Annotated in this window: 19 protein-coding genes; 10 read left to right on the top strand and 9 right to left on the bottom strand. The window is 41.2% G+C overall.

Features of this window, described 5'->3' with window-relative positions; all coding sequences use genetic code 11:
• Positions 1-6 precede the first annotated feature (6 nt).
• From ACMXYP_RS05115 to ACMXYP_RS05105, 3 genes are all read right to left on the bottom strand, one after another.
• Positions 7-417 carry a hypothetical protein gene (locus tag ACMXYP_RS05115; protein WP_415883939.1) on the bottom strand — a complete coding sequence of 137 codons (411 nt, stop codon included), beginning with the start codon at positions 415-417 and terminating at the stop codon, positions 7-9.
• Between the two features lie 238 nt (positions 418-655).
• A complete protein-coding gene (locus tag ACMXYP_RS05110) occupies positions 656-2668 on the bottom strand; it encodes a methyl-accepting chemotaxis protein (protein WP_415883938.1) in 2013 nt (670 codons plus the stop codon).
• Positions 2669-3186: 518 nt separating this feature from the next.
• A complete protein-coding gene (locus tag ACMXYP_RS05105; RefSeq protein ID WP_415884642.1) occupies positions 3187-5181 on the bottom strand; it encodes a methyl-accepting chemotaxis protein in 1995 nt (664 codons plus the stop codon).
• A 270-nt stretch (positions 5182-5451) separates the two neighbouring features.
• Between ACMXYP_RS05105 and ACMXYP_RS05100 the strand changes: the two genes are divergently transcribed.
• Complete coding sequence (locus tag ACMXYP_RS05100; protein WP_415883937.1) at positions 5452-5973, top strand: cytochrome P460 family protein; 522 nt, start codon at positions 5452-5454, stop codon at positions 5971-5973.
• A 93-nt stretch (positions 5974-6066) separates the two neighbouring features.
• Positions 6067-6480 carry an MmcQ/YjbR family DNA-binding protein gene (locus ACMXYP_RS05095; protein WP_415883936.1) on the top strand — a complete coding sequence of 138 codons (414 nt, stop codon included), beginning with the start codon at positions 6067-6069 and terminating at the stop codon, positions 6478-6480.
• A gap of 6 nt (positions 6481-6486) precedes the next feature.
• On the opposite strand, the gene ACMXYP_RS05090 is transcribed toward ACMXYP_RS05095, so the two are convergent.
• Complete coding sequence (locus ACMXYP_RS05090; RefSeq protein WP_415883935.1) at positions 6487-8754, bottom strand: putative bifunctional diguanylate cyclase/phosphodiesterase; 2268 nt, start codon at positions 8752-8754, stop codon at positions 6487-6489.
• The gene (gene dctP, locus ACMXYP_RS05085; RefSeq protein WP_415883934.1) at positions 8754-9824 is read right to left on the bottom strand and encodes a TRAP transporter substrate-binding protein DctP; all 1071 of its coding nucleotides are present in this window, start codon (positions 9822-9824) and stop codon (positions 8754-8756) included. The genes ACMXYP_RS05090 and dctP overlap by 1 nt, the downstream gene beginning before the upstream one ends.
• A gap of 295 nt (positions 9825-10119) precedes the next feature.
• Here dctP and ACMXYP_RS05080 point away from each other — a divergent pair, with 295 nt between their 5' ends.
• The 5 genes from ACMXYP_RS05080 (at position 10120) to ACMXYP_RS05060 (ending at position 17236) form a co-directional block, all read left to right on the top strand.
• A complete protein-coding gene (locus tag ACMXYP_RS05080; RefSeq protein ID WP_415883933.1) occupies positions 10120-10998 on the top strand; it encodes an AraC family transcriptional regulator in 879 nt (292 codons plus the stop codon).
• Between the two features lie 247 nt (positions 10999-11245).
• On the top strand, positions 11246-12871 hold the full coding sequence (locus ACMXYP_RS05075) for a methyl-accepting chemotaxis protein (protein ID WP_415883932.1): 1626 nt from the start codon (positions 11246-11248) through the stop codon (positions 12869-12871).
• A gap of 185 nt (positions 12872-13056) precedes the next feature.
• Positions 13057-14103: a spermidine/putrescine ABC transporter substrate-binding protein gene (locus tag ACMXYP_RS05070; RefSeq protein ID WP_415883931.1), complete on the top strand. Its 1047-nt coding sequence runs from the start codon at positions 13057-13059 to the stop codon at positions 14101-14103.
• Positions 14081-16393 carry a putative bifunctional diguanylate cyclase/phosphodiesterase gene (locus ACMXYP_RS05065; RefSeq protein WP_415883930.1) on the top strand — a complete coding sequence of 771 codons (2313 nt, stop codon included), beginning with the start codon at positions 14081-14083 and terminating at the stop codon, positions 16391-16393. Before ACMXYP_RS05070 ends, ACMXYP_RS05065 begins: the two co-directional genes overlap by 23 nt.
• A 78-nt stretch (positions 16394-16471) precedes the next feature.
• Positions 16472-17236 carry a substrate-binding periplasmic protein gene (locus ACMXYP_RS05060; RefSeq protein ID WP_415883929.1) on the top strand — a complete coding sequence of 255 codons (765 nt, stop codon included), beginning with the start codon at positions 16472-16474 and terminating at the stop codon, positions 17234-17236.
• Between the two features lie 59 nt (positions 17237-17295).
• On the opposite strand, the gene ACMXYP_RS05055 is transcribed toward ACMXYP_RS05060, so the two are convergent.
• The 3 genes from ACMXYP_RS05055 to ACMXYP_RS05045 all read right to left on the bottom strand — a co-directional run bounded on the left by ACMXYP_RS05055 (position 17296) and on the right by ACMXYP_RS05045 (position 21929).
• Entirely contained in the window at positions 17296-18660 is a 1365-nt protein-coding gene (locus ACMXYP_RS05055) for a S8 family serine peptidase (RefSeq protein WP_415883928.1), read from the bottom strand.
• Positions 18661-18758: 98 nt separating this feature from the next.
• Entirely contained in the window at positions 18759-19211 is a 453-nt protein-coding gene (locus ACMXYP_RS05050) for a CreA family protein (RefSeq protein WP_415883927.1), read from the bottom strand.
• 255 nt (positions 19212-19466) lie between these two features.
• Complete coding sequence (locus ACMXYP_RS05045; protein WP_415883926.1) at positions 19467-21929, bottom strand: methyl-accepting chemotaxis protein; 2463 nt, start codon at positions 21927-21929, stop codon at positions 19467-19469.
• A 265-nt stretch (positions 21930-22194) separates the two neighbouring features.
• Between ACMXYP_RS05045 and ACMXYP_RS05040 the strand changes: the two genes are divergently transcribed.
• The gene (locus tag ACMXYP_RS05040) at positions 22195-22995 is read left to right on the top strand and encodes a substrate-binding periplasmic protein (RefSeq protein ID WP_415883925.1); all 801 of its coding nucleotides are present in this window, start codon (positions 22195-22197) and stop codon (positions 22993-22995) included.
• A gap of 167 nt (positions 22996-23162) precedes the next feature.
• Here ACMXYP_RS05040 and ACMXYP_RS05035 read toward each other — a convergent pair whose 3' ends face one another.
• Positions 23163-23726 (bottom strand): TetR/AcrR family transcriptional regulator, encoded by a 564-nt coding sequence (locus ACMXYP_RS05035; RefSeq protein WP_415883924.1) that lies wholly within the window; start codon positions 23724-23726, stop codon positions 23163-23165.
• Positions 23727-24247: 521 nt separating this feature from the next.
• On the opposite strand from ACMXYP_RS05035, the gene ACMXYP_RS05030 reads away from it, so the two are divergent.
• Both ACMXYP_RS05030 and ACMXYP_RS05025 read left to right on the top strand, forming a co-directional pair.
• Positions 24248-24724, top strand: a complete 477-nt coding sequence (locus tag ACMXYP_RS05030; RefSeq protein WP_415883923.1) for a YHS domain-containing (seleno)protein — start codon at positions 24248-24250, stop codon at positions 24722-24724.
• A 51-nt stretch (positions 24725-24775) separates the two neighbouring features.
• Entirely contained in the window at positions 24776-25063 is a 288-nt protein-coding gene (locus ACMXYP_RS05025) for a DUF2282 domain-containing protein (RefSeq protein ID WP_415883922.1), read from the top strand.
• Positions 25064-25078: the final 15 nt, after the last annotated feature.

Below are 25078 nucleotides of genomic sequence, written 5' to 3'. Positions count from 1 at the left end.
GAATTTTCAAATTTGATTGGCTTGGCGCTCTTGCCAACGACGACCTTTATGAAATTTTCGTCGATCACGTCCCGAAAACTTACCACTTAGCTGAGCCCCAATTTTTTGGGCCGTAATAATATTATCGATACGCCTTTCATTTTCCGGATCACGACGATCCTCATGATGACGATAACGGCATTCACAATCTTTGGAAGCACTACAACTTGGCAGAGGAATCATTGGAGCTTTATCAGGAAAAAAACGTCGATCACCTAACTGATCAACCGCCGAACAAGGGAACAAGCCTGACTCAATCGACACAGCTCGATAACGCTTATCTGCTTTATTGCTCTGCTCACGATGAGCTTTATAGCGCTTTGTTAAGTAGATAGCCAAAATAGTGACGACCAACAACGCTAGAATCCATTCCATCATATTTCTCCCTAAATAATAAAAGCTACGCGAGCTTAGGTTAACATTAGGATTGGAGCCATTTCATTTACATATAAACTTCCTAATATTAAGGTAGCACAAACTACTACAATTAAACTTAATATGTAAAGCAATAAGGCAGAGGTTAAATATAATTTTTAACCGCATGCAACTGCCTAAAACAAAAAAGCCACATGATTAGATGTGGCTTTTTACTAGCATTAGGGGCTTTTGACTCAGTTTAACGCTGAATATCTAACTGCCTTAAACGGTCAATCGCTTCAACTTCACGATCAATGTGATCCATCTCCGATTCAACATCAGAGATATAATCAATACTATCACGTACCTGTTGATCAGCTTGTGTGGAGGACTCAACCAAACTCAGCATTTCAGAACTTAAATTTTTTGAGCTATCCGAGATCTGCACCATAAACTCTTCAGTATCAGTGATTGTTTCGCGGATAGAATTGATAGAGCTTGTAACCGCATCAACTGTTTTACCCGTTTGATCCAAACTTTGCTGGGTATTATGCGAAAGCTGACGAACCTCATCTGCTACTACAGCAAACCCTCGACCCGCTTCACCTGCTCGTGCCGCTTCTATAGCAGCATTCAAAGCCAACAAATTTGTTTGATCAGCAATACCCGAGATCACGCTCAAAATAGATAGTACTTCTTCAGAGTTATGTTTCAGGTCTTCAACCTTAGTGTGTAGAGCTTGACGCTCACTACTCTGGGCTTCGATATTTTGAGAGAAGCCTAAAAATCTACGTTGAATATCATTCAGCACACTACCCGTACTTTGTGCATAACCCGCAACTTGACCAAAGCTATCAACCATCTTACGCAGTAACGGACGGTATTCACCCATGCATTCAACAAGGTTACTTTGCAGTAAGTTAATCTGTTCCAGACTATTGATACGAGAATTTAAGAAATATTGACGAAAGTTACTGTAGTGGAATGGGAACTTATCCGCATATTCATCTTTAAACTGTTCGCCCGGCTGCACTTTAAAGAAGAACAGCGCTGTTAGCGTCTGGTTCATATGTACGCCCAGCAGCTCACCAAAGGTCGAGAAGCCTGCTACTTTTATGTCGTCAAAATCATGAACTTGAGATAAGTTCATCGCGTTGTTTAAACGACGTAATACACAATCATTTGCCAACATAGCTACAGGCTTACCTGGCTTGCCATGCATAAAGTTGCGGAAAGATTGACTGGTGCTTTGTGCAAAATCTTTCGCTTTAACCAAGAATAGGCGATCACCAAAGTCTAAGTCACAAAAGAACGCGATACTGCCATCGGCTTCATTGATACCGGCAATAGAACGTACGAACAACTCACCACCAATCTCTACCGCAAATGAATAGCCATTCAAAGCATCACCTAAGTTAGACGCCGAGCAGTTAAAGTGTTCACATAACAGATCAACAATGCTAGTTAGCTGATAGTTGCCATCTTTGATAACAGATTTAACTACACGAGAATGTACATCGGATTCAGCTATAACAAAGGAGGTAGGCGTTTTTTCAAAGTTATGAGACTTAAACACACCATAACGAGTATTTTCAGCTAACTTAACAAAGATCACTACAGCTTGGTTATGTGCGACGCGATCGCCGTCATAAACCAACGCTTGCTGGAAATCTAACTTACCACCAGCTGATCCCCCAACGAAATAACATGGGAATTCACCACTTTCATACAAACCTTGCATGAAAAAGTTTTCACTTGCTGATAAACCATCGAAGAATGTCAGCGCTAGCGTATCTTGATAGTTAATATCGAAAGGTACATTTACGCGACTAAATTCTGCGGCAAGTTTATTTACACGCTCTTTACGCGTCATCGTTACATTGCCAGATCTAATATCTTCACAATGTAGAGGGATAGAGCTGATATGGACGTCTGCAAACACTGCTTGGCTGTAGCTTTGGACAACGATGTGATCCCAATGGCTATCTGCTTCGTGATAAAGACTCGCCCCACACGAACTTAATTCCCCTGCGGTCATGATGCCGACTACTTTCGAGACATCCGGCAAAGCCGATTTTAGCTGTCGAACAGTCCCCTCAAAATCTAAGTGAGGTGATATAAATGCCAAAACCAGCGCAGTAGGTGATCCCTCAAACTTCAGTGATTGGAGATTTTCAGCGGAAATTTCTCTGCTACTTAACGACTGGACCTTAATAACATCGTTATCTTCAACGTTACTTTTGGAGGTTTTTTTACGGCCAAACCAAGACATTCTTCATCCACCCTTTGCCATTAAACGCAGTTATTTTTCTTAGAAAGATTGCGTTCTAGCACTATATAACTACAAATCTTTACAGACTATTCTGCTCTTTATCGCATTAAAGCTACTCATGGGCCTTTGAAACAACCGTATCAGGCAAAAACACTACTTAAGCAGCAACAAAACAAAACCAAAGCACTACTATGTTATAGATCCTTCCTTCCCTTTCGTAAAGTAACCCTAAGTAATTAAAGGATTTTATTCATAGAGGGACCTATCAACAAAAAAATGAGTGCTATTGCGACGTATATATAGGGCTAACTATAGCTGATGCCATTTTCAAACATACCTACTACACGAAAGCGGCAGGGGAAGGAAAGTAAACGAATTTCTATTAGATGAACTGAAAAGCCTCGAATTGTCAGGCAGCTTGAAAAGCTGCCCTATTAACCTGATATCAAATTACCAAAGAAGTAGATACAGTAACTTTTCCCATAATAAGCCTACAAAATAGACATCATCCAAATAACCTAAGTCAGCTTAAACTCTCCAACTAAACGCTTCAAACGGCTACTCAGCTCAGATAAACGCAGATTAGATTCTTGAGTTTGGCTCGCTCCATCGGCATTAACCTGTGCAATTTGATCGATACTCAAAATACTGCGATTAATCTCTTCAGAAACGTGCGCTTGCTGTTCTGAAGCTGTCGCAATCTGAGTATTCATCTCTGTAAGATGATTAACTGAAGTGATAATACGTTCTAGTGCTGCACCGGTCTCCGCTACTTGTTCAACCCCACTGGCAGCTATGACCTTACCTTTATTCATCACATCCATCGAACTACGCGCATAGCCTTGTAGATCGGTAATAATCGTATCAATTTCCTCGGTTGAAGCTTGGGTTCTTTGTGCAAGATTACGCACTTCATCAGCCACAACAGAAAAGCCTCGGCCGCTGTCTCCAGCACGAGCAGCTTCAATTGCAGCATTTAACGCCAATAGGTTTGTTTGGTCGGCAATATCTCTAATGACTTCGAGAACAGTCGTTACAGAATCACTTTGTTTATTCAATCTTTGGATAACTTGGGTGGCTTGCTCGACCTCAGATGCTAATGCATTAATCACATCGATGGTTTGCTCTGTTACTCTTAAACCTGTTTCAACATCATTTTGTGCTTGATGTGTTGCTGCCAGTGCCTCGCTGGTACTGCATGCAACTTGCTGTACCGCTGAGGTCATCTGATTAATAGCTGCTGCCGCTTGGCTAGTGTCTTGTTGTTGCTGATTAATGGAAACCTGAGTTGTGTCTACATTTTGAGAGAGTTGCTCTGTAGCCTCAGCCATCACTTTTGTGGATTCAGCGACATCACTGACGGTCTCTCGAATTTTATTTACAAACGTATTAAAGCGGCTCGATAACAGAGCTATTTCATCACTGCCTTTCACTTCTAATTCTACCGTTAGATCGCCACTGCCACTGGCAATCTCTTTCATATGCTGGGAAATTCTACTGATGGGGTTTGCAAGCGATCCGGCAAGCTTTAAAGCCACTAGTACAATGATGATTAATGAACTGATTAGTAAAGAGCCCAGCAGCCACTGCAGATCATATATAGGAGCAAACGCTTCGGCTTCATCCACTTCAGCTAATAAGGCCCATTGCAAACCTTTGATAGTGACGGGGGTATAGGAGGATAAAACCGGATTACCGTTGTAATCGATAATAATGTTTGTTCCGGTCTTTTGAGCTAAAGCGTCATTCGCTGCTTGGGTATCAACCTTGCCTTTCTCAGGATTTGCGAAAGATGCCAAAACTGTATGGTGAATAGGGTCCAAAAATGAGTCAGATCGCATTAAATGATCAGGTCCAACCAAATAGGTCTCCCCAGTTTCACCTAAGCCATTACGTTCCCCCATAATGGCGTTGATATCAGTAATCGATAGCTGTAAAGCAACCACCAGCTCTATCGAGTCTTCAGCATTCTTGATAGGCAGTGCTATAAATGCAGCTGCCGCACCATTTGAAGGAGCGTAGGGGGCAAAATCAATAATCCCAAACTTTCCAGAGCCTAAAACCTGCTTAAATAACCGGGCTAAATTTGAATCGGCATAAGTACCATTCATTAGGTTTGTTCCGAAATCAGGTTCCCTCTCGACCGTATAAAAAATATCGCCCTGGGGATTAATCAAAAACAAATCATAGTAGCCGCCTTGTTTTTGAAAATTCGCATATGCCTTATCCGAAGAAGCGGAGACGTGATACGGTTCTAAACTATCTAGCTGACTAGCCTGTCTTAAACGCACAATTTCAGCCAATTGGTTTAGATCAATCTCCCTCTCTGCAAAATAATTCTCTATTTGGCTCTTTTTTATTTCCCTTATACCGGTCAGCTGTTGATAAACAGAACGTTCAAGTGCATCACTGCTATCGATAATCGCCACACTGATAGCAATTAATAAAGGAACGAGTCCCATCAAGAGCAATGACATTAAGATTTTTTTACGAATGGTGAGTGAACGGAACATCACACGGCCCTCCATGGAACAAATTTAATTCAACATCCCTGCACAATTTATGCGTGCTTCAACCACTGTAGACCAAATAAAGTAAACTGCCATTTTTACTAGTCCCACCACTCCAATACCTACTTGAGCAATTTTCATACAAAAGAGCTTAGCCGTTTACCTAAAAGATCTAGGGTCAAAAGGAGTATTGATCAAACAATAAACATGGATTATAAATACATTTATAAGGCGTTTTTTCTACAACAAAAATAAATACAGTGAGGATGTAAAATGAAACTCCTATCCACTATGGCAACAGGCCTGTTAACGACGACTCTATGCTGGGCGGGTCCAGGCGATCAGGTTGATTTTCCTGCAGACTATAAAACCAATTTCACTCCTTATTTGTCCCTTAATCGCACTCAAAATCACGACCAATACATTCGTTTGTATATCAACGATAAAGGTCTGAGCGGTACGCAGGAAAATGGCCAATTACCTTACGGTTCTGTCATTGTGGCAGAAGTGTATAAAGCGAAAAAAGATGACGAAGGTAATGTACTTACCTCTAAACTCGGTCAACGCCTAAAAGATAAATTCGCACTGGTAGCGGTTATGGAACGCCGTGAAGGTGCTGCGACTGAATACCCTAAGGGCATGGGCAATGATGACTGGGATTTTGCTGCATTTAAACCGGATGGCAAACGTGCCAATAAAGATCTAACTGCTTGCGCCGCTTGTCATGCACCTTACAAAGACAGCCATCACTTGTTCTCTTACGAACATATCCTTACAGAACAAGCAATGAAGTAACCTGTCTGGTATAGCTAAACCCTGCTTTAATCAGGCATTATATTTAAAGCAGGGTTTTATTTTTCAATACCATTCAAATTATTGGCAAAACACATGGATGCGAAAAGCGCTCAGGAATACTGTCTATCCCGTCCAGAATCACAACTGGATTTCCCCTTTATGCCTGATGTACCGGTCTTTAAGGTCAAAGGAAAGATGTTTGCTTTGTTAGGGCAGTGTGGAACGACAGGCAAAGAGTTAGGGCCTGAATTCGCAAATTACCACTTCCTTAATCTGAAATGTGATCCTGAAGAAGCGATTATGCTGAGGGATGTTTTCCCTGAAGTACGTAGCGCTTACCACATGTCAAAGAAACACTGGATAAGCGTTGTTTTAAAAGATTCCATTCCTACAAAAGAGATCGAACGCCTTATTGATCGCTCTTATGGCTTAGTCGTGAAAAATTTAAAGAAAGTAGAACGCCAACAACTTGAGCGCTTATATTCCAAAGAAGAGCTCTATCGTTAACTTCATCTATACATCCTTCCCATGAGAATTTGAGTGTTCAGTTAGCCAAGCAGAATAATCCTCAGGCGCAATTGGGGGAGAGAAATAGTAGCCTTGTGCCATATGGCATCGATGCCGAATCAAAAAACTCAACTGATCAGATGTCTCTACCCCTTCTGCAACCACTTCTATATTCAATGCTGCAGCCATGGAAAAAATAGCATTTACAATCGCGATATCACCCTGCTCAAATGGCAAGGTATGAATAAAAGATCGGTCGATTTTCAAAACATCAACAGGCAACTGTTTAAGATAGCTCAAAGAAGAATAACCTGTACCAAAGTCATCCATCGCAATAGAAACCCCGAGTGTTTTCAGTTTGTTAAGAGTACTTACAGAATGTTCAATGTTTTCTATGACTGCATATTCAGTAATCTCTAGCTCAAGCTGCCCCGGGTCTATATCAAAGCGTGTCATTCTCTCCAGCAGATAATCAAATAGGTTAGCGTCTTTAAGCTGTCTCGGAGAAAGATTGATAGCAACTTTATGTCCAACGATTCCCTCCTCTTTCCATTCAGCTAACTGCTTACATACTTGAAAAATTACCCAATAGCCTAAGTCGCAGATAAGGTCGCTCTTTTCTGCTATCTCTATAAATTGATCTGGGTGATAAACCACCTCGCCATCATCAAACCAGCGAATCAACGCTTCAGCACTGTCATAAACATACTTGCCATCTTGTATTCGAACTTTAGGTTGATAGAACAATTGAAGCTCGTTATTACTCAGCGCTTGCTTGAGCTCTTGTTCAATTCGCTGTTGAGCCTGCCTTTTCAGTTCCAAATCAGAGGAGAAAAAGCGTACTTGCCCTCGGCCAGCTTCCTTGGCCTGGTACATAGCAGTATCCGCCTGAATGATAAGGTCTTTTCCATTATCAGAGTCATTAGGAAAAGTAGAGATACCAACACTCGCTCCCGGTTTTATTACATGACCATCAATAATAAAATCTTCACCGGCTTGCACAACCAGATCATCAGCGAGACCAATGAGGTCAGTGGCATCATCAAAATGGGTTACAATTACAGTGAATTCATCGCCACCAATGCGATATAAATTATCCGAATCCCTTAATCGCTTTTTAAATTTTTCAGCAGCACTGATAAGTAGTTTATCCCCGACGGCATGCCCAAACTGGTCATTTGCCCATTTAAAGTTATCCAAATCTAAATAGAGTAATCCCACTTTAGATTTTTCCCTTCGTGCACGTTTAATCTCTTCATCTAAACGCATCAAGAAAGAATGACGATTAGGCATATCAGTCAACGAATCGTAATAAGCTAAGGCATGGAGCTTTGCTTCCGACTCTTTTTTATCTGCAATATCCGATAAGACACCAACATATGTAACCTCATCGTCTTGGCGCTCTACCCTATTTAGATTTAACCAGCCAGGGAAAGTACTTCCATCTTTTTTCCGCCCAATAACCTCACCCGACCAACTACCTTCGTGAAGAAAGTTATCAGCAACCATTGCTCTAAAATCCACACTACTATCGTCAAGAGGTTGGATATCAGGAAGCAAACCTAAGATCTCGCTTTCTTGATAAAAGGTTATTTTGCTGTAAGCAGGATTAATATCGACTAAGCTGCCATACTCATTGGTTACAAATACAGCTTCATCTAAAGAATCTAAGGCTCGTTGAGCAACTTGAAGTGAGCGCATGGGAGATACAAGCGCAAATCGTAGAATGATATAAAGCGAACCTACAAACAGCAGACTAACTACCGCTACTTGAGTAATTTCAACGATAAGATTTTGGTAGAGGCTTTCGGTTAAAGCTTTATCGCTGTAAATTACCTCCACATTACCGATGCTAACCTCACCACTTTTTATCGGATAGCGGATTCGGTTATCAACGCCAGCCCAAACACCAGCGTACTTTTTCTCCTCAAATTGGCGGATCTCACCATCAATTTTGATTCGTCCCATATAAAGGTGACCAAAATTCCCGTAGACCTTGATCCCCTCCACAAAGGGTGAAGCCATTTCAGAATCTAAAATAGCGGAGGCTAACTCTACGGAATAAGTACGATCATAAGCTTTTTTATAGACGTTCCAGATTGTAGGCCTAACCGAATTAGCCACGCGCTCTGCAACCGAGTGGCCTCGCTCTTGCAGATTGCTCTGCATTAATTCGGAAGCAACGCTAAATCGCACGATCACAAAAACAGTCATTACCAAGAAAGTGATTAAACTCAGAATGACAAGGAGACGAACGGTCAGTCTACTAAACATTATTTATCGTATGGCCCAAACCATTGATAATAGTTGTTGTAAGCGTCCTTGAACTCTTGTTTTTTCTCAATGATTTTCTTACTCAACGGATCACGAGAAGCGTAGTCTTCTAAGATACTATCAGACACAAGTCTCCAACGCTCAATATCCTCGGGGCTCCATGTATTGATATTAAAATCATTCGCTAAGAATAGATTAAAGGCCTCAAAATCTTCCGTCTTCGCCTTCAACGTAGTGGTTAAAGTATAGGACTTAATTGCCGTTTCAAGAATAGCCTGCAAATCGGGTGGTAATTCATCGAAGGCCTCTTTGTTGATTAGGAAATCAGCGAGTACAGATGGTTGCCAGATTGCAGGGACAATTGCATGCTTACTGATATCATGCAAACCAAGATTCCAAGCCCCACCTGCGGTGGTCCACTCCACTGCATCAAGATCACCTTTTTCCAGCGCAGGGCGTATCTCCTGGGGCACAGTTGGAAGTGTATAAGCGCCAGCAGCTGCAGCTAAAACTTCTCCCGGCAACCCTGGTCCGATACGAATTTTTTTAGCGTGAAGATCATCTAGACCTGTAATCTCAGTTTTCGACAGTAACCCGAACTCCATTCCAGCCCACCAAGCTGGACGCCACATTATACCATCAGGGTTTGCTAGTTCATTTGCTAGTCGTTGGCCTTCTCCGGCATAAAAAAACATCATCGAGCCATCAAGGTTCATAAAATCAAATGGCCCTGCATTCATCAAAGCCCAAGCTGGATGCTGACCTGACCACCAATTCGGCCAACCATTCCCCATTTCAACTCGACGCTCTTTAACCGCATTATAGATATCTGGGCCACCTGTAATTACACCACCAGGGTGAGCCTTAATAATTAAACGCCCACTACTCATCGCTTTAATATTATCAGCAAAACGCTTGAGTTCTTTGAAATCAATACTGGTTTCAGTCGCCTGTGACTGCAACTGCCATGTATATATCTTTTCTTCTTTCTCAGTGCAGCCAGAAACTCCCAGCAGTAACAACATAGAAGAGAAGGATAAAAGAAGGCACTTTAAGACCTGATGAAACATAATCTACTCCAGACAGACTATAACTTCACAACTGCAATTGGGTTCAAAATTAACTATAGAAACTAATGCGCTTCTGTCTATTCACTATCTTTCTCAAAGTGTAATAGGGATCTAGTTAGCTCCATTGGTATCACAATTCCCTTATTAATCATAGGATTATTAACTTAAAAACCTCTGCAAAACCTTTTCACTTCAATAAGTTAAGATCTAAATTATTTTTAATAATCAACGTTACTATAAAGTACGCAAACATTATCAAATTGAGTTCCTTTAGCATGGAGGTAGGAGGAGACACATGAAAAAAAGTACCGGAAACAACTACAGGCGTCGCTTATGTAAAGTAATCGACTATATCTACGAGAATCTGGATAAGGATTTAGATGTGAACATTCTGGCTGATATTGCCGCTATGTCCCCCTACCATTTCCACCGGATCTATCGAAGAGTCACTGATGAAACCATTAACGCTACGGTACGTCGTCTTCGCCTGCAAAAAGCAGCCTCAAAACTCATTCGGACTGATTTCTCAATACTTACCATTGCGCAATCAGTTTCCTATACCAGCTTAGAAGCGTTTAGCCGTGCTTTTCATAAGCAATACGAAGAGACACCTAGTGCATACCGAGCAGGCCATAAACAGTATTCGCCTCAGGAAAAGAGTTTTCAAGCTAATATCCAACATATAGTGCAGGAGCAACGAAACATGTTTAATGTTGAATTTATTAATCTAGAAAAGCAGGGTCTGATCGGGTACGAACATCAGGGAGACTACATGAATATAGGGCAAGCATTTGAAAAACTGTTTATATTTGCCGGAACTCATGATCTTGTCACAGACAAAACTCGTTCGTTTGGTATCTACTACAATGACCCAGGCAGCATAGAAAAATCTGAACTACGCTCCCATGCCTGCATGACCATAGAAAAGCCTCTGAGCGAAGCCGATACAAACCCACCAGAATATATGGAGATACCCGCAGGCAGATGCGCAACAATTCTATTTAAAGGCCCTTATTCAGAGCTAGAAAAACCGTATGATTGGTTCTTCGGAGAGTGGCTACCACAAAGTGGTATGGAAGCAGCTGACTTTCCTCCCTTCGAAGAGTATCTAAATGATCCCAAAAATACGCCTCCCTCCGAACTACTTACGCGCATATATTGCTTAATAAATTAAATAAACACATATAGAGCAGGCTTCCCAGTACTTATAAGCCTGTTCCATACTAATTAAAACAACCGTTTACAAAATAACAAATTAACCTTTATTTTCAAAAGGTTATTTACTCCTCAAAGTCCCTCAGAAAGCATCATAAAAACAATACCTTCGGTTACTTATATGATTCCTAATATAAAGTGATCATCGATTGATCACTAATGAGCGGAAATTCGATATAACCTAATTACTAAAGGGTCTAAGTACGATGGTTGTCACTAAGATGTCTGTTACTCACAAGTTAACAGCAATCATCCTGTTATTACTCAGTGTGAGTATCGCTATGAAGGCGTACGACCTCTGGGAATACAGAGCAGATTTATTACAAGAGCGAAAACTTCAGTCCAATCATGCTGTATCTATGGCATACAGTATTATTGACCATTTCCAGCAACAGCAAGCTGCAGGTGTTTTGAACCAAACCACCGCTCAAACTCAAGCGCTTTCAGCCCTTCAAGCGATGCGCTATGACAATGACAATTATGTATGGATCAATGATCTTGATGCTCGCATGATCATGCACCCCATCAAGCCTGAACTTGATGGCAAAGATATGAGCAGTTTTAAAGACGGCCAGGGCAAATCCCTATTCACAAATATTGCTAATACTGCACGTCAAAATAACGAAGGCTATGAAGATTATCTATGGCCTCGACCAGGTAAAAGTATCGCGGTAGAAAAGATTTCCTACTTCAAACTTTTTGAACCTTGGGGTTGGGTGATCGGTACAGGCGTTTATGTTGATGATTTAGATGCCAGTTTTTATTCAAGACTAACAGAAGCTTTAGTTTTCCTGGCTGTTGTTATCCCATTCGTCGTTTGGCTATCTAGTATCATTTCACGCTCTATCACTCAGCCACTGAGTCACATGACCAAAGTTATGGAGAATGTCGCTAAAGGCAAACTAATGGCTCGAATTGATATTAAAAACCAAGATGAGTTGGGCGATGTTAGTAAAGCGATAAACCATACCCTTGATATCCAACAACAGCTGATTCAAAAACTGACTAACTCAAGCCACCATATTCTGAGTTCAGCAGAACAAATGGCTTCAACAACTGAACAAACTTCCGCAGGCGTTAAACAGCAACATGGTGAGACTCAGTTATTGGCAACCGCTATGCAAGAGATGTCAGCAACTGCACAAGATGTTGCAAACAATGCCCAACAAACTGCAGAGATAACTGTGCAAGCAGAAAGTACTGCACGCTTGGGAGATGAAATTGTTCGAACCACAATCTCTGCAATTAATGATCTCGCTGCGCAAGTTCAGTCCCAAGCCGATGTGATTACTAAGCTCGAACAAGACACGCTACAAGTAGAAAGCATTCTCAGTGTTATCCGAGATATCTCTGATCAAACAAATTTACTTGCTCTAAATGCTGCGATTGAAGCAGCACGAGCAGGTGAGCAAGGTCGAGGGTTTGCCGTAGTCGCAGATGAAGTCCGAGTTCTAGCAAAGCGTACATCTGAATCAACTGACCAGATTCAATCACTGAACGACCGTCTGAAAAACGCCTGCCAAGGTGCAGTCAGTATGATGAGCAACAGTCATTCTGAAGCGCAAAACTGTATTGATCGTGCGGCCTCAGCTGGTGAACACCTCAATGACATCGTACTCAATGTTCAGCAGATCATGGAGATGAACAGTGCTGTTGCAGAAGTAGTCCAACAACAAAGCCAAGTAGCCGAAGAGATGAGTAACAACCTAAATAACATCTCATTGATTGCGGAACAAACCCAAGGTGGCGCAACACTTACAGCAAACAATAGCGAACAGCTCGCTTCTCTAGCACGAGAGCTACGTCAACAAGTTCAGCACTTCCAAGTGTAATACTTAGCGAGTGGTAATGGTGCAATGCCATTACCACTCCTTATTGTTTAATCCCTATTAATCTATTTCTTCTCTTAAGATTCTCGAACACATCAACTCCCCTCTATCATTAGCTTTCGAAGGCTGCTATAAAAAAGGTAATACTAATTGAGCCTTATTGAAAATAATAATAACGAGGGTCTGGCATGCGATTCTTTTGGTGTTTTTTCCTATTATTCCTGCCTCTTCAGCTCCACGCTGAAACTATTCAAATGCTCAACTGGGACGCCTACCTAGACCCTAAAGTAAAACAAGAGTGGGAAACCAGCACTGGTCATCATGTTGAAATCATTAAGTTCGATAGCGATGAAAAACGCGACGCACTGCTCCTTGAAGCACACCAACACAATATCGATATTGCGGTTGTTGACGAGATCGTTGCGGAGCGTTTCGGTGAAGAAGGACGATTTGTAGAGATCCACGAACAGAACCTGCCCAGCATTAAACTGATAGGGAATTTTTGGCGCGAGCGATGCGGAAAATATGCAGTTCCCTATTTTTGGGGAACGTTAGGCATAATCTATAGATCTGATAAAGTCAGCCCTCCTAGTTCTTGGAAAGAAATAATCCAGCCCTCTGAAGAGCTGAAAGGTCATATAGGTATGCTAAATGATTACACCGATCTATTAGCGCCTGTACTCTTTATGAATGGTGATCCGCTAAATACTGACAATTTAGAAATTTTAAAAAGAACCTTTAATGCCTTAAAGGACCAAGCTGACTATGTTCTAACATACGATTACCCCATCACCTTTCTTGAATCGTCTCCACAAGCGGACCAGCTTTACATGACCGTTGGATATGGAGGCGATCAATTAGCGATGAATGAAAGGGTTGGAAAAGAGGGTCTATGGAAATACGTTGTTCCTGAAGAAGGTACCGTACTTTGGGTTGACTGTTTGGCAATCCCTTCTAACTCCAAACATATTGATACTGCTCTAAATTTTATTGAATACTTAAACCAACCTAAAGTTGCCGCGGAGAACGCTGAACGCCTCCACTATGCCACTCCTAATAATTCAGCAATGGCAGAATTATCAGAAACATTTAGGAATAACCCCGAAGTATTCCCTAGCCAAGCGATTCAAAATAAAAGCGAACTCTATAAAAAACTAAGCAACGAAAATATTAAACAACGCCTACGAATCACGAATGCTATAGTTAATATTCATGAATCTAAACAAACGCGCTAGCTTTTTAATACTGCCGATTATTTTTGTCAGCTATACGCTAGCCGCCTTGGTTGCGTACGAGCAACAAAGCCAATCCATTCAAAGACTAGAACAACACAAACTAAATCTACGTTTAAGTGCACTTCACTCTGAATTTTCAACCTATGATCGCTTCCTTGATGCCTACCTTGTGTCATTACTTGAAGGTGAAACGCTGGAAAACTTCATTAGAGACACGAGTAATATTTACCGGGATCGGATGCTGACAAACAATTTAGAATCGGCTATCGAACGCTATTTCAATAATTTGACTGAGTTCGTGTCCCTAGCGGTTCTAGATGCAAATGATGATGTACTTTTTTACATAGAAAACAGTACTGACCCCTTTTCTACCATTCGAAAAGAACAATTACGTCTAGCAGAAAATATCAGGGCAAAAAAGAAACTGAATATTTGGGAGCACCACTTTCAAACTCAGGGCTCCATAATGCAACAAGGGATTGCGATCGATTCACGTACCCTTACCACCCCATTACTCATTCAACTGGAAGATACATTTAAAGTCATTATCGCGGCAAAGCCGAAAGCATTCGATTCACTGTTGCAAGAAGTACAAGAAGAGTTCCAAGCAATCGTCGTATTTTCCGATAAATATAATCGTCCCCAAGCCAATAAGTTGTACGCTAATGTCCAGCTAAAATCTAACTACTATTTAGGTATAACTCCTTCACCGGCTTATTTAGGCAATCTACTTGCCAACCTTAAACAACGCTTACTCTTCATTGTTATTCTAGGTTCTTTAATAACCTTCACATTACTTCAACTGTTAATCCGGAAATTTATCACAGCCCCTATTTCTCGACTTGATAAGCAGCTGACTGAGATTACAACACACGAAAGACAAAATATTGATCCTCCACAATCAGATGACGAAATTGGCAGGCTTGGTCGGAAATTCCATAACCTTTATGAACAACTGCATCAGTCCTATCAAAAAAGCCACCTGCAATCCCGAACTGATGCGCTTACTGAATTGCCCAACCGCGCAGCCTTCTACGACATTGCATCTCATCAAATAGCAGAAGCTGAAAAAACCAAAAGTTTGATCAGTTTGATCTACCTAGATTTAGATAATTTTAAGTTTGTAAATGATAAGTACGGTCACGAGGTAGGAGATAAATTACTGCAAGCAGTAGCTATACGATTAAACAATATTATCAATATCACCGCAAAAAAATACGACGCGGAAGCTCCCCAAGCCTTCCGTCTCTCCGGGGATGAATTTATTGTACTGTTGCCAAATGTATCAACCGAACAGGCTCTAAAACTATGCGAAAAGATTTTGCACCTTTTTGCCGATGGTTATCATTTTGAATTAGGTCATTTCCCCGTTACAGCCAGTATCGGCTTAGCTACCTACCCTCAAGATGGCCATACACTCTCTCAGCTAATATCAAACGCTGATTTAGCCATGTATCAAGCTAAGAAATCAGGTAAAAATAAACAGGCAGTCTACTCAAAAGAGCTAGCTAAGCGGGATCGTCAAAGGAAAGAGGTTGAAACTAAATTAAAGAACTTAAATCCAGACAAAGAGTTCACGCTCAACTATATGCCAATCATCAATAAGGATGGTTCAATCAAAGGCTGTGAAGCTTTGCTGCGCTGGCACTCTAATGAGTTAGGATTTGTTCCACCTGACCTTTTCATTCCGATTGCTGAGAGTACTGGAATATTTGAAAAAATTGACCTTTGGGTCGCCTGCAAAGCCCTAAATGACCTATCCGAACTGAATGATCTATTTGGAGAGCACTTTGAACTCTCTATCAATATTTCATCTGCGGAGATCGGTTCTGAACGTTTTATAAAAACGATCAAGAAACTCAGTGCTAACACCCAAATCCCACTCAATAAAATAATTCTGGAAATCACTGAAACTTTTGCCTTAAGCCAAGAGCAGAATGCCTTAGGTTGGCTGAGTGAATTACAAAGTTTAGGTTTTCAAATCGCTATTGATGACTTCGGCACGGGCTATACCAGCCTGATGCAGATGGTGGATTATCCAGTAGACATCATCAAATTTGACCGCGAACTCGTTAATAGAATAAGCATGCCTGAGAAACAAACATTGGCAAAAGCCTTGGTAGATCTATGCCACTTCCAAGATATTACAGTCGTAGCAGAAGGGGTCGAAACTCAAGAACAACACTATCTGCTTAAAGCTGCAGGTTGCGATTTCCAACAAGGCTATTACATCGCAAAACCTATGCCCATAACAGAGTTAGAAAGCTGGTTAACAAACTACAAACTATAATTGCTAGATAAGAATTTTCAGTAAGGATAAATGCCTTCTCCTCCCTACTCGAAGGTATTAATTCAGGTCTCAGTCAAAATGAAGCTGCTATCTCCAATCTTTGTTATTTTTGCAATAACCGCCAATTACGCTGCAGGTTCACAACTCGAGGTAAATCTCACTGCAGGTGAATACCCGCCCTACCAAAGCCAAAAATTAAAGCACTATGGAGTAGTATCCAGAATCGTATCAGAAGCCTTCGCTTTAGAAGGTGTACAAGTCAACTTTACATTTATGCCTTGGAAGCGAGCGTACCCATCGATTTTAGAAGGGAAACTAGATGGCGTAGGCTACGCGACTAAAAAAAAGGAACGAGAAAAATATTTCTATTTCTCTGAACCGATTTTTCAAAAAACACGTGTTTTTTTTCATCATATAGATCACTCCTTTGACTGGAATACTATTGAAGATCTGAAAGGGCTACAAATTGGGGCGTTATCTGGATATGCCTATAACGACGAATTCGATCTCGCGGCAAAACAACAAATAATTACTGTACAAAGGGTAGAGACGCACCAGCAAAATATTGGAAAGCTAGTATTAGGCAATAGAATCGATCTTGCTATTAGTACCATCAATCAAGGTTATGACGTCCTACAAAGGGCATATCCACAGGCTAAAAAATTTATAACCTACCACCCCAAACCACTGCATTCACCCAATATGCATCTAATGCTTTCAAGGAAGGTAGAGAAAAACAAAGAGCTTATTGTTTTATTCAACAGAGGTTTAAAGAAACTCAAAAAAAGTGGAAAGTTGGAACAGTACTTTAAAGAATCACAGCAGGGTCAATACCTACCTTAACCACCAGTGAAATTGCATAAATCTCACTTTTCAGCGAGATTTATGCATTCAATAAAATCTTAGCAGTCCAAAGCACCTGGACCACAAACATCCATAATACCTTCACGAGTTCCATCAAAAGAGTAGGATGTAGTTGGACTATCTAAAGGAGTAATTCCTTGCATAGCAGTAGCCCCTTTTAGAATAGTTTGGGCTTGAGACCAATTAGTTACAGCACCGGCAGAATAAAGCAGCGCGACACCACCTGCTACATGAGGAGCTGCCATACTAGTACCGCTCATTCGGGTAGTACCACCACCTGGTGCCAAAGAGAGAATACCTATACCTGCGACACTACAATTTTTAGTTATAATCTCTCTTTTACCACCTGGTGCACTAACAGTGACTTCTTCACCATCAGTTGTGAAGAAAGACGCTGCGTTAGCACTTACAACTTCGCTAAATCCAGAACATCCTAAGTTAGCACCTTTAATTGCTGTGGAACTTGCTACCGAGATCACGTTTGAATATGCAGCAGGGACATTCTGAGAAACTTCAAGATTAGCATCATTGCCTGCTGCAACGACTACAGTAATACCTGCATCGACCAAATCAGTAATGGCTTCACTATAAATTGGGTTATCAGCAGAGTCACCTTCTCGACCTAGACTAAGATTAGCCACTTGAATATTGTATTCAGCAGCATTCTCTAAAATCCACTGCAGACCTGCAATCACAGTAGAATCACTACCTGAGCCGTTATCATTTAATACGCGCACCGCATAAACAGTAGCTTCAGGAGCGACACCGATAACACCAACCCCATTATCAAGTGCTGCCGCTGTTCCAGCGACATGGGTGCCATGTCCATGACCGTCGTAGCATCGACTTGGGTTAAGCGCACCCAAGAAGCTATCATGACATACACTGCCTAAATTAAGGTCATTTGTATCGTCAGCAATGCCAGTGTCCACTATCGCAATACCGATTCCCTGGCCTTTATATCCACTAGCATGCGCCTTGTATCCATTAACACGCCATACACCCGTTGGCTTTTTCTGACTACCAACGGCTTCAATTTTATTACTACGCTCAGGATTTACTCGGACCAGACGATCCGGCACCACGCGAACAATACTTCCATTCTCTTTTAATTTCTTCAGCGCTGCCAAAGACTTAAGAGAAACTGATGATAAATTTTTTTGTAACTTAAGACGCTGTACAGCTGAAACAGAACGTAAAATTTCCGCACGCTCTTCTTCGGAGGCTAAAGGCCAAAATTCAACCATTACTGAGCAAGGAAACAAAGCTGAAGCATCCTCACTATCAGAATATTGGTCAGGGTCCTTACAATGAGATAAAAGTGGCGTCTGTGCCCCCGCTGTATTTGAAAGCCCTAACGATCCAAGAATACAAGCTGCGATCAAACTCTTAAGTTGCTTCATTTTTTCTCATCCCTAATACGAAAACTGATCGATACTATACAACGGCGCCAAATATAACTCACCTACAGGAATTACTTAATTAGTCGGATTACAAATAATTACATTTGATACGCCTCTGTTCCCCATAGAGGCACAGTAGACAAGCTATGTTTGTAACTACCCGACGTTTCCTTAGTTGAGTAAGATACATACATTAAGGTTTTTGATTTAGGATCGTAAATTCGACGAATCTTCATCGATTTAAAGAAGATACTTTTTGATTGCTTAAAGACCACTTCACCTGATTTAGATTTATCAATCTTCTCAAGCATTTCTTTATTAATCACACCGGTACGGCGGCAGGCGATGGAGGAATCACTTGGATCAGCAAAATCTAAGTCTGCTTCTATACTCGCCACATGACAAGTCACTCCAGTCACTATGGGGTCAACCAAGACACTAATCTTAATATCCTTAGTGGTTAATACACCAAGAGAGACATCGCCCACTTCCTGTTCATCACTACAAGCAACAAGTCCTAAAATACTTAAAAACAAAATTAATTTTTTCATTATCAATCCTTTGTTAGGAACAGCCATTGCTAGTTTACCCAATTATTTTGAACTACAAGCTCTGATTCCCTTCTAACTGAAAAAGGAGCGAGTTATGTGTAACAGGTCACGAGAATCTAGCTGTAATAAACAGCGCTATCTACGCGATAGCCTACTAAAAAGAGTTCTCTATTGGCTAACCCATATTCCCCTTCCGAGCCCAAGTATTCAACCCTGAGCCCAAAAGGGAAACTATTCACAATCTGGGGCAGCTAATTAGTCCGTATGAAAACGCGTCATCAGCTCGTTTAATCTGTTCGCCTGATCATGCATTGATTCAGCAGCTGCAGAAACCTGCTCAACCAATGCTGCATTTTGCTGAGTTGAATCATCAATCGAAATAATAGATCCACTCACAGAGTCGATGCTATCTGCTTGATTTTTACTAGTAGCAGATATCTGACCTACCAATTTTGACATCTGCTCAATGCTCTCATTAATACCTTGAAGAGATTCAGAAGAAAGCTGAACTTGATCCGCCCCTTCTTCAATTCGGTCTTCCGTATCAGAGATCAGTTTCTTAATATCGTTAGCCGCTTGAGCAGATCGCTGTGATAGCTGACGAACTTCGCTTGCAACGACCGCAAATCCTCGCCCTTGTTCACCGGCCCTTGCAGCTTCCACCGCAGCATTAAGCGCTAATAAGTTGGTTTGGAAAGCAATGCTATCGATGAGCCCTGTGATCTCATTAATCCGTTTACTCGAATCTCTGATTTCCGTCATCGCAGCGATAGCCCGAGACATCACTTCCCTACCTCTTTTTGAAAGCTCCTGAGCTTGATCAGTCACCTTATTTGCTTGCTGTGCATCACCCGCAGTAGTTCGCCCAGCGATGCTAATCTGCTCCATACTTGCACTGCTTTCTTCTAAAGCAGCAGCTTGCTGTTGAGTACGTTCTGAAAGATCGTGATTCCCTAATGAGATCTCTTTGGTCGCCCCTGCTACATCTCGTGCAGCATTTCTTACCTCTTTAACTAACGTGCCCATACTTTGTTGACCAAAGTTAATCGAAGCCTGTAACTTTTCAAATCGACCTGAATAGATTCCTTCAACTCTTGCAACTAAGTTACCTTCAGCCTGTTGCGTTGAAACTCTGACGACCTCAGCCGTAGCTGCGCTAATTGTTTCTAAAGAATCATTCAGGTTTTCTTTCAGTGTGTTGAGCTGCCCAGGTAAAACATCGTTTATCCTGCCATCAAAATCACCCTGAGCCATTGCTGCCATGATGCAATTTACACTCACAATCGCACTGCCGATATTGGCCATAGCATCCTGAGTTGTCGTTAACATAACCTGATACTGGCCCGGTAATTCTGTTTCAATTTGACTATCAAATTCACCAGCAGAGAGTTGCCCCATCAACTTACCAATCGCGTGCATACTTGCTTCAGTTTGATCGGCACTCTGATTAATCGCTGTTTTCAGATCGGCAAGATCACCTTTCAAGTTACGCTTAACCCGAGTCGAAAAGTTCCCCTCTGCCATTTGACTCATCACTTGCTTAGTATCAGCTAACGCTTGTTGAGTCATCTCCAATAGATTATTTACAGCAAGACTGGCCTGACCAATTTCATCTTGTGAATTCACGGGAAGGCGTGCAGAAAAGTCGCCTTTTTCTTCAACCTCCGAAATCGTTTTCGATAAGCGTAGGATTGGTCGCGTGATCCCCGCAGAGATTTTCCACGCAAGAAAGATAATTATGGCGGCACCTAGAACACCGATAATCGCAATAACTAACTTTAGGGTTGATACTGCTGCAAAGGCTTCGGCTTCATCAATCTCTACTAACAGGGCCCAATTAACCCCATCAAGATCCAAACGCGCAAATGACGACAATACAGGGTTACCATTGTAATCTACTATCAACCGGCTCCCCGTTTGACCATTTAATGCAGCCTTCACTGCTTCAGTCTTAACACTTCCTTTTTTAGGGTTGGCAAATGAAGCTTCAACAGAATGGTTGACTGGATCAAGATAGGAATCAGAACGCATAAGATAGTCGGAACCCACCAGATAAGACTCACCGCTTTCCCCCATCCCTTCGCGGATTCCCATTATCTGATTGATCGGATCAAGAGGAATCTGCAGAGCAACAACTTGTAGCAACTCACCAGCATCATTATATACTGGCGCCCCGATAAAGCCCGCAGGTGCGCCATTACTCGGCGCGTAAGGTTCAAAATCGGCAATGGCGTAAGACCCTGTCTCAACCACTTTACGGAACAGATCCCCTAAGTTGGAATCCTGATACTCCCCATCTATCAAATTGGTTTGATAGTCTGCTTCTAATGCCACCGTATAGGAGATAAAACCATCCGGCTCAATCAGGAACAGATCGTAGTAACCGTAACTATCTAAGTACTTTGAGAATAGATTTTTACCTTCGGCATTGACCTCCAACAGGACGTCGGACAATGTATCAGTCTTGATAAATGTAGCTACAACATTGGACAACCCCAATACATCGCGCTTACTGACCTCAAAGAAATTCTTTATCTGTTTAGTTTTAATACCACGAACAGCATCTAACTGCTGATAACTCTGCTCGGATAAAGAGTTACTGGCTTTGTAGATAGCGATCAAAGCCAATACGGCAAATGGGATCAAACCGATCAACAAAAAGTTGATTCTCAGCTTTTTACTAATGCTCATACCACTGAATAACGTTTTACTGCTCATTTCAAAGCTAGCCTTTAGGTCATTAACTACAAAAAATTACACTTAACAACGCAAGTATACTGCACCAATTTGGCGCAATTATTAACGGACAAATTGCAAGGATATAAACCCTGAGGTGATAACTAACTATTTACACTTCATAAAAGAATGTTAGCTATACTGGAAGTAGTTTTAGCTTCTAAGAAAGCCGACTTTCTAGTTCAACTCCGAGAAAAATATGAAGTATTTCCTATCCCTGTTTCTCCTTTTATTCGCACTGTCGCCCTTGGCTAACGCAAATGAGAAAACCATCATTATGGGCTACAAAGCGATTGCTAAACCGCCTTTGATTGGTAGCAACGGGGATAACTCAGGTCTTTATTTAGATCTATTTCAAAAAGCAGCTGAACGTATCGGCTATGAGCTAGTTGTTGTCAGAATCCCAAAAAAACGACTTCACTTTGAACTCGCTAGGGGGACTGTAGATTTCTACCCTGGCTCCTCTTTTTCTCAAAAGAGAACGGGTTATCTGTTCTATTTACCAAACGGTCTACAAACGAAAGAGGTTCTAATAACCCTAGATAACCAAGCTGAAATTGAATCAATGGATGAAATTGAAGGCCGGCTGATTGTTGAACTTTCAAGTAGCAAACTCGAATGGGACCAAATCTACCCCAAGCTAACAATCTCGAAAATGGGCAAGCTATCTATGGAAAAAGTAATAGAAGCGCTCAACACAGGTAGAGGTGACTTCTACATTGCGGATATAGAGATAGTAGATCACTACCAAAAACTGAATGACATAGAAAAATATGAAGATATCGGTATTAAAATTCACCCTAATGCGATCAATCAAACCTTTATACCGATGAACATGGGATTTTCTCGTAAGTCAAAGCTCTTCTCAGAATACCCAAACCCCAGTTTTTCCCCTGACGCAGATATAAGCATTGAGAACTTTTATACCATAGTGGACCAAAATTCAGTTGCTTATCAGTTTTACCAAGCATTAGATCAGCTTAAACAAGAAGGGTACACACAAAATCTATATGACCAGTACTTTAAGAAAGTTCAGGAAGTAAAGTAGTGAGTTAATCTGCATGTACTTTAGAAAAATTCAAATATAAAGCCCCCCCCCTTAATAGCTTTTGGGAAATGAATGGCCATAAACTAAGTTTCGTTGATGACCATGTATGAAACCAAAGTAAGAAAGAAATAGATAAATTTACTAAAAATAACTCTGGTTAAAAGTGACTACTTGCCCCTAGGCCATTTGAGTTTTTTAAGTATTTCGATACTTTTATCGGTTATTTCATCGCAATTTCCTGTCATATAGGCCATCGTAATAGCCCCTTCTTGCATAATACAAATTGCATCCAAAAGATCAGGATTACCCTTTCCTAAATACTTCTGGATTAAATTTCTAACCTCTTGTTTGTGGTAACCGCAGTATTGAGAAATTTCACATTCAGCATCACTGAATTCGGCTGATGTATTAATGAAAAAGCAACCTCGAAAATCTCCTAGTTCTGCTTCCAAGCCCTTAAACCAACCATTTAATGCATTAAACACAGCTTCAATTACATCTGTTTCAGATTGAGTAGCAACCAGCTTTTTCTCTAACCAGGCCATAAAGTTGTCATGCCTCTGCTCTAAGGCTGCCAACACCAATGCATCTTTACTTTCGAAATGATTATAAAGGGTACGTTTAGCAACCCCTGACGACTTTAAAATTTCATTTATACCGATGGAGTTAATGCCATTTTTGTAAAAAAGCTTTAACGCAGTATCAATCAGTAACTGCCTCTTTTGACTCATTGTTATCTCCTATCAAAGCCATTTTATCTTGGCAAAAGTAGTACGTTTTGTCTACTTCTAACAAAAAACACCAACTGAGTTTATGCGTCTAGCTCAAATGGTCCTTCTACTTTTTGAAAATTAATTTATAAAAAACGATTGACACAAGTAGACCGACTTGTCTATTTTATTAAGTAGACAAATCGTTCTACCAATTTAGGGAGGGATTTATGAATCAGGTTGTTTCAACTCTATTCTGCGGATTTAACTTATCTTCAGTCAGCACGTTATCTAAATTTGTTAAATCTCGGCTAAACAAGGCAATGACCTTCAGCTTGATATGTAGTGCCTTAATCTCCCCTATTGCAAAAGCAGAATTTCGTAAATCAGTACCCCAACCAAGTTTTGGAGCATCAACTCCATTTACAGGACTGCTAGCGGCTTACTGTTTGCCTGTTCGTCCTAACCTTCTCTCAAAACCCAACATTCAGTTAGAACCAGAATTCGTCGAGGTTCATTTAATGCTGATAGAGGAAAACCAAATGAAATTTACAAAAACACTGAAAATGGCTGCTACAGCGGGCGCACTATTAATGAGCAGTATGAGCTTTGCTCAAGCAATCAATATTGGAACCAACGATTTAGCGATCAAAGGTTACGATCCAGTTGCGTATTTCACACAAAACCAAGCGATTGAAGGCTCAGCTAAATTCACCGCAACGCATGAAGGAGCGATCTATCGTTTCAGTAATGAATCAAACCGCGATCTATTTAAAGCAAATGCAGCTAAATACGCTCCACAATTTGGTGGTTACTGTGCAATGGGTGTAGCACTTAACAAGAAGCTAGACGTGGACCCAAGTGCTTTCTATATCAAGGACCACAAGCTTTACCTCAATTTAAATAAAGATGTGCAGAAAAAATGGCTGACTGATATCCCTGGTCACCTCAAAACTGCAGATCGCATTTGGCGTGGCATTGAAGACTTAACAATCGCTCAAGCAAACGCAGAAGATTAATTAACACTGCCCCGTATTTACATGAGTTCAAAGGAACAGGAGAAAACCAAAATGAACAATAAACAACATGTAGCAACAACCGCTCTAGCAGTCGCTCTTTCAACCATTGCGACCCTTCCCTCTGCTCACGCTGCAGGTAAAGAAAAGTGCTACGGCGTTGCACTTGCGGGCCAAAATGATTGTGGCAATTTAGCCGGCACACATTCGTGTGCAGGCCAGTCCAAAACCGATAACGACCCAGGTGAATGGAAACTTGTCGCTAAAGGTACGTGTAAAGAGATGGGAGGCCTATTGAAAGCTGAAGCTAAAAAACGTTACGCCGAACAGCAAAAATCGTAATGAAATACACTCATT

The sequence above is a fragment of the Neptuniibacter sp. QD34_54 genome (genome assembly GCF_047778055.1).
Taxonomy (GTDB): Bacteria; Pseudomonadota; Gammaproteobacteria; order Pseudomonadales; family Balneatricaceae; genus Neptuniibacter.
This window is presented reverse-complemented; position numbering and strand designations above follow the sequence as displayed.